Genomic DNA, 11,833 nt, shown 5'->3' with positions numbered 1-11,833 from the left:
GATGAAAGCCGCGCGTCAGCAGCAGATAGTCGAACTACTCAACCAGCATCACACCTTAACCACCGAAGCGTTGTCCCATCTGCTGCAGGTCAGTATCGAGACCATTCGTCGCGATTTGAGCGAGCTGCAGAAGCAGGGGCGTCTTCAGCGTAGCCACGGGCAGGCGCGCGTTCTCCAGCGTAACAATCACAACGGCGAGAAGCCTTTTCATAGCCGCGTGAAAAGCCATTATGCCCATAAATCTGATATCGCGCGTACGGCGCTGGCGTGGATTGATGAAGGGATGACGATCGCGCTGGATGCCAGCTCAACCTGCTGGTTTCTGGCGCGTCAGCTACCGAATATGACCCTGACGGTATTTACCAATAGCCATCCGGTCTGCGTAGAGCTGGGCCGCCGTGAGCGGATCCAGCTGATCAGCGCCGGGGGCCAGCTCCTGCGTCAGTATGGTTATTACGTTAATCCGGCGCTGTTCTCTCAGGTTAAATCGCTGGAGATCGATCTGTTTATTTTTTCCTGCGAGGGGATCGATAACGATGGCGTACTCTGGGATTCCAGCGCCAATAATGCCGCCTACAAATCGCTGCTTCTGAAACGAGCGGCACAGTCGCTATTATTAATCGATAAGAGCAAATTTGATCGTTCCGGCGAGGTGCGTATCGGCAATCTCCGCGACGTAACGCAGATTATTTCCGATGCCGGGTCCGATAATCTGTTTTTACCCTCAGTGGCGGGCTCGGGCCGCTAGCGGGCAATCCCCCGGCCGTGCATCCCCTGGTAAATCTTCGCCACCCCGACGAAATACTCAGTCAGGTAATTAATGCATACCTGTACCTTCAGCGGCAGCTTATCTTTCTCGGTATACAGCGCGTATACCGGTCGCGGATCGGACTGGTAGCTCGGCAGCAGGATCTCCAGTTCGCCGCGGTTGATCTCTTCGATCGCCCACATCAGCGGAACGTAAGCCACGCCGACGCCTGCCGTCAGCCAGCGCACCAGCGTCATCGGATCGTTGGTGACGAATCTGCCCTGAGGGATCAGCTTGGTTGAAATCCCTTCCGGAGCGATGATTTCAAATTCGTTATCCGGCCGGACGCTGTATTCCAGCCACGAGTGGCTGGCGAGATCCGCCGGTTTTTCCGGACATCCGGCGTGCTGAAGGTAGCTTTTTGCCGCGCAGAGCACCATCGGCATGGAGCCCAGGCGGCGGGAAAAGAGGCTGGAATCCTGCAGCGCTCCCACGCGAATAACCACATCCAGGCCGTCCGCAATCAGGTCCGGTGCGGGAATGCCTGTGACCAGATTGATTGAGAGACCCGGATGCTCTTTGAGCATATCGGCGGTTATGCGAGCCAGGACATTCTGTGCCATAGTTGAAGAACAGCCGATGCGCAGCGTACCGATGGGCGTATTGTTAAACGCGTACAGCTGCTCATGGACATCCTGGACTTCGAACAGCATTCGCCGACAGCCTTGATAATATATTTTTCCCGCTTCTGTTAAGCCAAGGCTGCGCGTACTGCGGTTGAGTAGCTTAACCTGCAGTTCATCTTCCAGTTTGGCTACCGTCTGGCTGATGGAAGAAACGCTCATCTGGAGCTGGCGGGCCGCGGCGGTGAATGAACCTAATTCGACCACTCTGGCAAAAACGGACATGCGTTTTAATCGTTCCATTATTCACTCTGGCTTAAAAGTGATTTAGATCACACATTATAGATAAGACCGCAATTGTTACGTTACTATATAGTTAGCTTAATAATAAACGCATCGCGCATATCACCTGTACGCTTCTTATCAAGGTCATCATGAGTCTGTTTCCTGTCATTGTGATTTTCGGCTTGTCGTTTCCGCCGATCTTCTTTGAATTGCTATTGTCGCTAGCCCTCTTCTGGCTGGTGCACCGCCTGCTGGTTCCAACGGGCATCTATGATTTTGTCTGGCACCCGGCACTGTTTAATACCGCGCTATATTGCTGCCTGTTTTATCTGATATCACGTTTGTTCGTTTGAGGTTGATGTGAAAACACTAACAAGAAATATCCTCCGTACCGCAATCACTGTGATACTGGTTATCCTTGCATTTATGGCGATTTTTCGCGCATGGGTGTATTACACCGCCTCGCCCTGGACGCGCGATGCGCGTTTTAGTGCGGATATTGTGGCCATCGCTCCCGACGTCTCCGGCCTGATTTCGCAGGTGAATATCAAGGATAACCAACTGGTTAAGAAAGACCAGGTTTTGTTCGTCATTGACCAGCCGCGTTACCAGAAGGCGTTAGCCGAGGCTGAAGCCGATGTCTCCTACTATCAGACTCTGGCGCAGGAGAAGCGCGTCGAAGCCGGCCGTCGTAACCGCCTTGGCGTCCAGGCCATGTCCAGGGAAGAGATAGACCAGGCGAATAACGTTCTGCAAACCGTTGAGCATCAATTAGCCAAAGCGACGGCAAGTCGCGACCTGGCGAAGCTTGACCTTGAACGTACGGTGATTCGCGCCCCGGCCGACGGCTGGGTGACCAACCTGAACGTTTACCGCGGCGAGTTTATCACCCGAGGCTCCACCGCGGTTGCGCTGGTGAAGCAGAATACCTTCTATGTTATGGCCTATCTTGAAGAGACCAAGCTTGAGGGCGTACGCCCCGGCTTTCGTGCTGAAATCACCCCGCTGGGAAGCGTACACACCCTCAGGGGCACCGTCGACAGCATTGCTGCAGGCGTCACCAATGCCAGCAGCAGCAGCGATTCAAAGGGGCTAGCCTCTATTGATTCTAACCTTGAATGGGTACGTCTGGCACAGCGGGTGCCGGTACGTATTCGCCTCGATCAACAGCAGGGCAATCTCTGGCCTGCGGGTACCACCGCGACGGTGGTGATTACAGGTAAAGAGGATCGTGATACCCGCCAGGCAAACTTCTTCCAGAAACTGGCGATGCGCCTGCGTGAGTTTGGTTAATCGCCATGGGGATCTTCACCATCGAACTCCGGCATCTCCGCTTCGCCGTTAAGTTAGCCTGCGCGGTGGTGCTGGCGTTATTCGTCGGTTTTCATTTTCAGCTGGAAACGCCGCGCTGGGCGGTGCTTACCGCCGCCATCGTTGCTGCCGGCCCGGCGTTTGCCGCAGGCGGGGAGCCTTACTCCGGGGCGATCCGCTATCGCGGGATGCTGCGTATCGCCGGCACCTTTATCGGCTGTATCGCCGCGCTGGCGATCATCATCCTGATGATCCGCGCCCCGCTGCTGATGGTGCTGGTATGCTGCCTGTGGGCCGGATTCTGCACCTGGATCTCCTCGCTGGTGCGGGTTGAGAACTCCTATGCCTGGGGCCTGGCGGGCTATACCGCGCTTATCATTATTATCACTATTCATGAAGAGCCGATGCTGGCGCCGCAGTTCGCCGTTGAGCGATGCAGTGAGATTGTCATCGGTATCGTCAGCGCCATTGTGGCCGACCTGCTGTTTTCTCCGCGTTCGATTAAAAAAGAGATCGACCTTGAACTGGATAATCTGCTGATCGATCACTATCGCCTGATGCAGCTTTGCGTGGCGCATGGTGATAAAGATGACGTCGATAAGGCCTGGAGCGCGCTGGTGCGTCGTACCAACGGGCTGGAAGGGATGCGTGGCAACTTGATTATGGAGTCCTCGCGATGGGCAAAAGTGAATCAGCGGCTGAAGGCGATCAATACCCTCTCTCTGACCTTAATTACTCAGGCCTGTGAAACCTATTTGATCCAGAATACCCGGCCTGAGATGGTGACGGATGATTACCGCGAGCTGTTTGCGGAACCGGTCGAGACCGTGCAGGACGTGCACCGCCAGCTAAAGCGGATGCGCCGCTTCTTGACCTGGAAGGGAGAGCACAATACGCCGGTGACGATCTACAGCTGGGTAGGCGCTGCGACGCGCTATCTGCTTTTGAAGCGGGGCGTGGTTGGCAATACCAAAATCAGCCGTATTGAAGAGGAAGTACTGCAAGGCGAAGTGGTGGTGAAGGCGGAATCCGCCGAGCGGCACCATGCGATGGTCAACTTTTGGCGTACGTCTATCTCCTGTATCCTCGGTACGCTGTTCTGGCTGTGGACCGGCTGGACTTCAGGAAGCGGGGCGATGGTCATGATTGCGGTTGTCACGGCCTTAGCGATGCGTTTACCTAATCCGCGGATGGTGGCTATCGATTTCCTCTACGGCACGCTGGCGGCGTTACCGCTGGGGGCGCTGTTTTTCCTCGTGATTATGCCCGCGACGCAGCAAAGTATGCTGCTGCTGTGTATCAGCCTGGCGGTGATGGCCTTTTTTATCGGCATCGAAGTACAAAAGCGGCGGCTGGGCTCGCTGGGGGCGCTGGCCAGCACCATTAATATTCTGGTGCTCGACAATCCGATGAAGTTTGAATTCAACCAGTTTCTTGATAGTGCCCTGGGCCAGATCGTCGGATGCTTCCTTGCGCTGATGGTGATCCTGCTGGTTCGTGATAATTCGCAGGCCCGCACTGGCCGCGTGCTGCTCAACCAGTTTGTCTCGGCGGCGGTATCATCGCTGACCACCAATACGGCGCGACGTAAAGAGAACCATCTGCCGGCCCTGTATCGTCAGCTCTTTTTGTTGCTGAATAAATTCCCTGGCGATATCGCCCGCTTTCGTCTGGCGCTGACCCTGATTATCGCGCATCAGCGTCTGCGCGATGCGCCGGTACCGATAAATGACGATCTGTCGGCCTTTCACCGGCAGCTGCGACGTACCGCGGATCGCGTCATTTCAGCCAGTAGTGATGATAAGCGCCGCTACTATTTTGCCCGCTTGCTTGATGAACTGGATATCTACCAGCAAAAATTACAGCACTGGGAAGCCTCTCCGCAGGTGACCGAGCCGGTACGAAGGCTGGTGGAGATGCTGCATAAGTACCAGCATGTGTTAACCAACAGCTAGCCGCCAGAACCGACGCCGAAGCGTCGGTTTTTTTATCGCTATACTTAACGCTCAGAGTATGAATTCCGCCGTCAGAGTGGATCTACACGCCGGGATGACCGGGCTATGAAAAGTTGCAGGTGTGGACGGGATGCGGGCAATGACTACCTATACCTTTGATTTTGATGAAATAGCTGAGCAGCAGGATTTTTATCGTGAGTTTTCTCGTACCTTTGCTTTAGCGCGTGAAAAAGTGAATAACCTGGATTCTCTGTGGGAAGCCGTGACCGCCGGGCTGTTACCCTTACCGCTGGAGATTGAGTTTATTCATTTAAGCGATAATCAGCGGCGGCGTTTCGGCGCGTTAATTCTGCTCTTTGATGAGGCGGAAGAGGAGCTGGAAGGGGAGCTGCGTTTTAATGTGCGGCAGTCATAAAAAAGCCCCCGACGGAGCGGGGGCAAGTCGTCGGATAAGACGACGAGGGTTTATTTGTACAGCTCAGCCGTAGCGTGCCAGTTATCGCCGGTACGGGCTTCAATAATACGGTAGCTGCTGGCGCCTTCTTTCTCAGCTTTCGCCGCCAGTTCCTGACGCATATCCATCGGCGCGCTGCCTACCTGAGAAACGGAAACGGTGCCCATGGACTGCAGATTTTGCGCCTGTTCGGTGTTCACTTGATTAACGGCGGCGTTTGCGCCGAAAGAGAGAACGGAAGCCAGACCCAGGGATGCGATGATAATTGCGCTTTTCATAATTTTTTCTCCAACCTTAATATTTGCAGCGGCGGGAGGCTTAATGAACCTGGGGCCGCTGGAGAGATTCTGTTTCAGTTAATGACCGACAATCGTTAAATCTTATTTATAAAGTTCAGCCGTTGCGTGCCAGTGGTCACCGGTACGTGCTTCAATAATGCGGTATGAAGAAGCACCTTCTTCTTGTGCTTTTTTGTTCAGCATTTCGTGCATATCCATCGGGGAAGAACTTACCGCGCCGACGGAAACGGTGCCGATTGCCTGACGGCCTTGAGCCTGTTCGCTGTTGATAGAGTCAGCGGCGAAGGCGCCGAAAGACAGAACGGAAAGGATACTTAATGCTGCTACAGTGGTTTTGATTTTCATGATGTTCACCTCGTCGAATCTTTTTGTTGGGGGTCTTTGTTTCGTGACCCTCATCACAAAATCAAGTATACACTAATCACTGAAAATATTAATACCTTGCTAATTGTTTTTCATGTAAATAATTACAAAGAAATGTCTTTTTTATAACATATAAGAATTAGAAATGTCTTTTCTTCGCCATGTTTGGTCATTATGGCTAATAAAATCATAACGATAGGTGAATTTGATCTTTTGTGCGCTTAAGCCGGTTTCATCACGTAAATGAATGTATAGAAGCGGAAAAACACACAAAATGTTAAAGAAATGATAATTTTTTGAAGGGGTAGCCTCTGGCGCTAGCCAGAGGGAAGGGCATCAGAGTTCCTGCTCAAACAGGACGAGAATGGCGTCATGCAGCTCTTTAACGGTAAAACCTCTGGCCGGGGTGGTAAAGATAGTGTCATCACCCGCAATGCTGCCGAGAATACCTTCGGCTTTGCCAAGGGAGTCCAGAAGCCGGGCGATCAGCTGCGCTGCGCCTGGGCTGGTATGAATAACCACGACCGAATCGTTATAATCGATATCCAGCACCAGGTTTTTTAGCGGGCTGGAGGTCGTCGGGACGCCAAGCTCGGCGGGCAGGCAGTAAACCATTTCCATTTTGGCGTTACGCGTGCGTACGGCGCCAAACTTGGTGAGCATACGTGAGACTTTCGATTGGTTGATATTATCGAAGCCTTCCTCTTGCAGGGCCTGAACGATTTCACCTTGAGAGCTGAATTTCTCTTCTTTAAGCAGCGCTTTAAACGCTTTAACCAGTTCTTCTTGTTTTGCCGAACTACGCATAAGTCACCCAATTATGGTGGTAAAAACAACATCATTATGCATAAACATGCATTTTTATGCAAATAATCCGCAGGGGAGAAGCGTAAATAATGTTATGAAGGGCGCATATTTTAGCAAAAAACCCTAATAAGGAACATGCTTTCGTCACGGCGCGCAAATTGCCACAAAAGTAAACGAAATGTTATTAAATGATGTTGTTCTGCTCAATGCGCTGGGTGTATTGTAACCAACAGTCGATCCGGTACTACGCTTTGCTGGATGGTCAGTCTCAGGGAGGAAAATGCGAAGCTGCTGCATCGCTGCGCACGACCACGCATTCTTCAGCCATAATTATTGTAATTGTTCATCTTGTGAATTAAGGTCCAGGCGACGGAGTAACGAAAGACTATTTTAACCATAATAAGGAGTTTAGGATGAAAGTTGCAGTCCTCGGCGCCGCTGGTGGAATTGGCCAGGCGCTTGCCCTACTACTTAAGACCCAACTGCCTTCAGGTTCAGAACTCTCGTTGTACGACATTGCTCCGGTAACCCCGGGCGTGGCGGTTGATCTAAGCCATATCCCTACCGATGTAAAAATCAAAGGTTTTTCCGGCGAAGACGCCACCCCTGCGCTGGAAGGCGCTGATGTGGTGCTGATATCCGCGGGCGTAGCGCGTAAGCCCGGCATGGATCGCTCCGATTTATTCAACGTTAATGCCGGTATTGTGAAAAATCTGGTACAGCAAATCGCCAAAACCTGTCCGCAGGCCTGCGTCGGGGTGATTACCAACCCGGTGAACACCACCGTGGCAATTGCCGCAGAAGTGCTGAAAAAAGCCGGTGTTTACGATAAGAACAAGCTCTTTGGCGTCACAACGCTGGATATTATCCGCTCGAATACCTTTGTTGCCGAACTGAAAGGTAAATCTTCATCAGATGTCGAGGTTCCGGTGATTGGCGGCCATTCAGGCGTGACTATCCTTCCTTTATTGTCACAAATTCCGGGCGTCAGCTTCAGCGAGCAGGAAGTGGCCGATTTGACTAAGCGCATTCAAAACGCCGGTACTGAAGTTGTGGAAGCAAAAGCCGGTGGCGGCTCAGCAACGCTCTCGATGGGACAGGCCGCCGCGCGATTCGGTCTCTCCTTGGTTCGCGCCATGCAGGGAGAGAAAGGGGTAGTGGAATGCGCCTACGTTGAAGGTGATGGTCAATATGCCCGCTTCTTCTCACAGCCGCTGCTGTTAGGCAAAAATGGCGTAGAGCAGCGTCAGTCTATCGGCACACTGAGCGCGTTTGAGCAGCAGGCGCTGGAGGGGATGCTGGATACGCTGAAGAAAGATATCGCCCTTGGCGAAGACTTTGTGAATAAATAACGTTTCATGAAAAGAAAAGCCGGAGCCTGGGTTCCGGCTTTTTTATGCCTTTCTCCCGCCCCTGAATGACTCAACCTGCTGGTAAATCTGCTAAACTCCCCGCGTCTGGAAAAGATTTATCAGCAGTTTTTGGATGGTTATATCGGTTATGTCATTCTGTATCTGAAAAAAGATCATCAGGAGTCTGCGCAAATACTCAGCATGGCATCTGTCTGCAGCAGGCCCAGCGGTTGCTCTGGCAGGGCGGCGTTCTGGGGGATAAAGGCGAGTTTGCGCTGATGACGCTGGATAACGAGCTGCGGGAGCGCCAGTTTGCGTGGCCTGACCTGCGGTCGCTGCTGGCCATAACCGGGTTTCTGGCGACATTCCCGGCCGGGCCGCTATTTGCTGATTGAAAGGTGCTCCCCTTGCGGGGAGCCTGTTAATTGGTCGCCGGATATTCCTGGACGGCGATATGCAGCGTAATTTTTTTATCATCGCGCATAATCACCACCGGAATTTCCGAGCCCGGGCGAATCTCTGCGACCTGGTCCATGGTTTCCAGGGCGGAAACGGCGGGCTTGTCGTTAACGGAAATAATCACGTCGTTGGCGCGGATACCTGCCTGGGCGGCCGGGCCTTCCGGCGCAACATCATTCACCACAATCCCCTGCAGCTGATCGATACCGCCACCGCCCTGGGCATGCATCGGCGCAATTTCGCGGCCGCTGATCCCTATATAGCCGCGAATCACGCGGCCATCGCGGATCAGCTTATCCATAATCTTGGTTGCCAGCTGGAAGGGGATCGCAAAGCCGATGCCCTCCGGCGTTTCGCCGTCGTTGCTTTTATCAAATGACAGGGTGTTGATACCCATAAGCTCGCCCAGCGAGTTCACCAGCGCGCCGCCTGAGTTACCGTGGTTGATCGACGCGTCGGTCTGCAGGAAGTTCTGGCGTCCGGTGGGGTTCAGGCCGATACGGCCGGTGGCGCTGATAATGCCCTGGGTAATGGTTTGCCCGAGGTTGTACGGGTTGCCAATCGCCAGCACGACATCACCGATATGCGGCACGCGTTTCGGATTAATCGGAATGACCGGCAGGCCGCCGCTGGCGTTGATTTTTAATACCGCCAGATCGGTGAGAGTATCGGATCCGACCAGCAGCGCTTCAAAGACCCGGCCATCCTGCAGGGCAACAATAATCTGGTCGGCATCGTTGATAACGTGCTTATTGGTCAGGATATAGCCGCGCTGATCCATGATCACGCCGGAACCGAGCGTTAGCTGGTTATGGCTGGTGCTGTTGAGGGCGCGGTTATAGACGTTCACGACCGCTGGGGCGGCGCGGCGAACGGCGGAATTATAGCTGGCGGGAGATTCATCCGCGCTATCGTACTGCGTGGTCGGCGAAAGCTGCCACTGGCGCAGCGAAGGCATAACGGCCAGCAGCAGGCCGCCGACAATCAAACCGATAAGTATCGAACGTAAAAACTTTCCAGGCATGATGCAGATATCGTTGATGGATAGACAGGGGCAGCATAACACGTCTTGTCCGGACATCGCACTGCACGCGATGCCCGGAAGGCGAGTTAACGCAGCAGCAGATAGATGCTTTCGCTGCCGCGAATGACATTCAGCGCAATCACCGTCGGTTTGCTTTCGAGCACTTTGCGCAGTTCGGCAATGGAGCGCACGCGCTCGCGGTTGAGGCCAATAATGATATCGTCTTTGTGCAGGCCCGCCTGCGCGGCCGGGCTGCCTTTATCGACATTATCAATGACGATGCCTTTGGTTCCGTCTTTCATCTGACCGTCGCTTAACGATGCGCCCTGCAGGGCCGGTGCGATAAGCTCGGCGCTGGCGGAAGAAGAGGTGCTCTTGTCCAGAGTGACTTCCACTTCAACGGGTTTTCCTTCGCGCAAGAGTCCTAGCTTCACTTTGGTGCCCGGCTCGGTCGTGGCGATGCGTGAACGCAGTTCGGCGAAGCTGTTGAGCGGTTTACCGTTGAGGCTGACGATAACGTCGCCAGATTTAATTCCCGCTTTGGCCGATCCGGAGTTTGGCAGCACCTCGCTGACGAACGCGCCGCGCTGGACGTCAAGGTTCATCGCTTTGGCGATATCCGCGCTCATTTCCATACCTTTAATACCCAGCAGGCCGCGTTTGATTTCACCAAACTGAATAAGCTGCTGGGAGAGGATTTTCGCCATATTGCTGGGGATCGCGAAGCCAATGCCGACGCTGCCCCCGCCCGGGGCCAGAATAGCGGTATTGATACCAATCAGCTCGCCGTTGAGGTTCAGCAGCGCGCCGCCGGAGTTGCCGCGGTTGATTGAGGCATCAGTCTGGATAAAGTTCTCCAGCCCCTCAAGGTTCAGGCCGCTGCGGCCAAGGGCTGAAATAATCCCTGAAGTGGCGGTCTGGCCCAGGCCAAACGGGTTACCGACGGCGACGGCGAAGTCACCAACCCGCAGCTTGTCCGAGTCGGCGATCGCGATTTGTGTCAAATTACTGGGCTTGAGGATCTGCAGCAGTGCAATATCGCTCTGTTCGTCGCTGCCGACCAGTTTGGCATCGAACTCGCGACCATCGTTAAGCTGGACGCTGATTTTCTGCGCCTGATTAATCACGTGATTATTGGTCAGCACGTAGCCTTTTGCGGCGTCAATAATGACCCCTGAGCCCAGTCCTTCAAAAGGCTGCGCCTGCTCTTGCGGCGCGTTGTCGCCAAAGTACTTCTTCAGCTCTTCCGGCATATTTTGCGCGGGTGACGCGGTACCCTCAACCTGTACGCTCACCACCGCCGGCAACACTTTCTCCAGCATCGGCGCGAGGCTTGGCAACGCGCCCTGACCGGGAACCTGTGTCGGTAAAGACGCTGCTGCCGGAGGTAAGGCGGACAACGACAACCCAATGCTTAACGCTAACGCACTCAACAGCAAAGTCGGTTTATTCATTAGTTGCTGGCTCTCGTAACCTAAGGTGTATGGGAAACGTCCCGAATGGCCCGATGTTATTGAATTTTCGACCCGCTAACAACGTGGGCAATCGTTAAATTGTAGCCGGGATGGAAGGTAGAAACGGGCGCAGAGGGTGCGCCCGGAAAATATTTTTACTGTCGTTGCCGGTTTAATCGCGCTTTACACCGCCGCGCAGCAGACCGGATGCGCCTTCAGAGTAGTCGCGCGGCATCTGGACCGGGGCCTGATCGTTACCCGCTTCGGATTCTTCCAGACGATTACGGAACGGGTTGGCGTCCGCCATGCTGTCCGGCAGCAGGTTGTTGGAGCTTTTCGCCATATGCTGATACAGCTGGCGGTAATCATGCGCCATGTTATCCAGCAGCTCTGCGCTACGGGCAAAATGGCTCACCAGCTCTTCGCGGTACTCTTCCAGCTCTGCTTTATTCTTTTCCAGTTCGAACTGCAGCGCCTGCTGTTGGCGTAATTTGCGATTGCCAAAACGCATCGCGACGGCGCCGATAATGATGCCGACAACTAGCCCAATTAGCGCGTATTCCCAGGTCATGAACATCTCCCGTTGTTTTGTGGTTCCGTAGGGTGGCTGTGAGGCTCTCCGCCTGCGCCCGATAGTGCCACTATAACCGCTAATTCCACAGAAGTGGAATCCTGGCGTATCATCACGTAGTGTAGAGC

13 protein-coding genes and 2 pseudogenes are annotated in these 11,833 nt (G+C 53.9%); 8 read left to right on the top strand and 7 right to left on the bottom strand.

Annotated elements, in window-relative coordinates:
- Position 1: 1 nt before the first annotated feature.
- Positions 2 to 748: an L-fucose operon activator gene (fucR, locus tag HMPREF1144_RS04070; RefSeq protein WP_004854663.1), complete on the top strand. Its 747-nt coding sequence runs from the start codon at positions 2 to 4 to the stop codon at positions 746 to 748.
- On the opposite strand, the gene aaeR is transcribed toward fucR, so the two are convergent.
- On the bottom strand, positions 745 to 1,674 hold the full coding sequence (gene aaeR / locus HMPREF1144_RS04065; RefSeq protein WP_004854659.1) for an HTH-type transcriptional activator AaeR: 930 nt from the start codon (positions 1,672 to 1,674) through the stop codon (positions 745 to 747). The two genes, fucR and aaeR, sit on opposite strands and share 4 nt — an antisense overlap.
- A gap of 131 nt (positions 1,675 to 1,805) precedes the next feature.
- Here aaeR and aaeX point away from each other — a divergent pair, with 131 nt between their 5' ends.
- The 4 genes from aaeX to HMPREF1144_RS04045 all read left to right on the top strand — a co-directional run bounded on the left by aaeX (position 1,806) and on the right by HMPREF1144_RS04045 (position 5,337).
- Positions 1,806 to 2,009, top strand: coding sequence for a p-hydroxybenzoic acid efflux pump operon protein AaeX (gene aaeX, locus HMPREF1144_RS04060; protein WP_009651846.1), 204 nt, complete (start codon positions 1,806 to 1,808; stop codon positions 2,007 to 2,009).
- 7 nt (positions 2,010 to 2,016) lie between these two features.
- Positions 2,017 to 2,949, top strand: coding sequence for a p-hydroxybenzoic acid efflux pump subunit AaeA (gene aaeA, locus HMPREF1144_RS04055; protein WP_004854657.1), 933 nt, complete (start codon positions 2,017 to 2,019; stop codon positions 2,947 to 2,949).
- Positions 2,950 to 2,954: 5 nt separating this feature from the next.
- Positions 2,955 to 4,922, top strand: coding sequence for a p-hydroxybenzoic acid efflux pump subunit AaeB (gene aaeB / locus HMPREF1144_RS04050; RefSeq protein WP_004854655.1), 1,968 nt, complete (start codon positions 2,955 to 2,957; stop codon positions 4,920 to 4,922).
- 139 nt (positions 4,923 to 5,061) lie between these two features.
- On the top strand, positions 5,062 to 5,337 hold the full coding sequence (locus HMPREF1144_RS04045; protein ID WP_004854654.1) for a barstar family protein: 276 nt from the start codon (positions 5,062 to 5,064) through the stop codon (positions 5,335 to 5,337).
- Positions 5,338 to 5,387: 50 nt separating this feature from the next.
- Here the strand turns inward: HMPREF1144_RS04045 and yhcN-B are convergent, their stop codons facing one another.
- The 3 genes from yhcN-B to argR all read right to left on the bottom strand — a co-directional run bounded on the left by yhcN-B (position 5,388) and on the right by argR (position 6,845).
- Positions 5,388 to 5,654 (bottom strand): DUF1471 family stress response protein YhcN-B, encoded by a 267-nt coding sequence (gene yhcN-B, locus HMPREF1144_RS04040; protein WP_004854652.1) that lies wholly within the window; start codon positions 5,652 to 5,654, stop codon positions 5,388 to 5,390.
- A 102-nt stretch (positions 5,655 to 5,756) separates the two neighbouring features.
- On the bottom strand, positions 5,757 to 6,020 hold the full coding sequence (gene yhcN / locus HMPREF1144_RS04035) for a peroxide/acid stress response protein YhcN (RefSeq protein ID WP_004106226.1): 264 nt from the start codon (positions 6,018 to 6,020) through the stop codon (positions 5,757 to 5,759).
- A gap of 354 nt (positions 6,021 to 6,374) precedes the next feature.
- A complete protein-coding gene (gene argR / locus HMPREF1144_RS04030; RefSeq protein ID WP_004106225.1) occupies positions 6,375 to 6,845 on the bottom strand; it encodes a transcriptional regulator ArgR in 471 nt (156 codons plus the stop codon).
- A 413-nt stretch (positions 6,846 to 7,258) separates the two neighbouring features.
- On the opposite strand from argR, the gene mdh reads away from it, so the two are divergent.
- From mdh to HMPREF1144_RS30970, 3 genes and pseudogenes are all read left to right on the top strand, one after another.
- Positions 7,259 to 8,197, top strand: coding sequence for a malate dehydrogenase (gene mdh, locus HMPREF1144_RS04025; protein WP_004854646.1), 939 nt, complete (start codon positions 7,259 to 7,261; stop codon positions 8,195 to 8,197).
- 105 nt (positions 8,198 to 8,302) lie between these two features.
- Positions 8,303 to 8,398, top strand: a pseudogene (locus HMPREF1144_RS33450) (GntR family transcriptional regulator); the annotation flags it as partial.
- A pseudogene (locus tag HMPREF1144_RS30970) lies at positions 8,398 to 8,592 on the top strand (hypothetical protein); the annotation flags it as partial. The pseudogenes HMPREF1144_RS33450 and HMPREF1144_RS30970, both read left to right, overlap by 1 nt.
- A 26-nt stretch (positions 8,593 to 8,618) precedes the next feature.
- Here the strand turns inward: HMPREF1144_RS30970 and degS are convergent.
- From degS to zapG, 3 genes are all read right to left on the bottom strand, one after another.
- Positions 8,619 to 9,680, bottom strand: coding sequence for an outer membrane-stress sensor serine endopeptidase DegS (gene degS, locus HMPREF1144_RS04020; RefSeq protein ID WP_009651894.1), 1,062 nt, complete (start codon positions 9,678 to 9,680; stop codon positions 8,619 to 8,621).
- Between the two features lie 86 nt (positions 9,681 to 9,766).
- Positions 9,767 to 11,134 (bottom strand): serine endoprotease DegQ, encoded by a 1,368-nt coding sequence (gene degQ / locus HMPREF1144_RS04015; RefSeq protein ID WP_004854644.1) that lies wholly within the window; start codon positions 11,132 to 11,134, stop codon positions 9,767 to 9,769.
- A 172-nt stretch (positions 11,135 to 11,306) separates the two neighbouring features.
- The gene (zapG, locus tag HMPREF1144_RS04010) at positions 11,307 to 11,705 is read right to left on the bottom strand and encodes a Z-ring associated protein ZapG (RefSeq protein WP_004854637.1); all 399 of its coding nucleotides are present in this window, start codon (positions 11,703 to 11,705) and stop codon (positions 11,307 to 11,309) included.
- Between the last annotated feature and the right edge of the window lie 128 nt (positions 11,706 to 11,833).

This window comes from Klebsiella sp. OBRC7, assembly GCF_000293135.1.
GTDB lineage: Bacteria > Pseudomonadota > Gammaproteobacteria > Enterobacterales > Enterobacteriaceae > Klebsiella > Klebsiella michiganensis.
The sequence above is the reverse complement of the archived record's forward strand: the minus strand, read 5'-3'. Positions and strand labels throughout refer to the sequence as shown.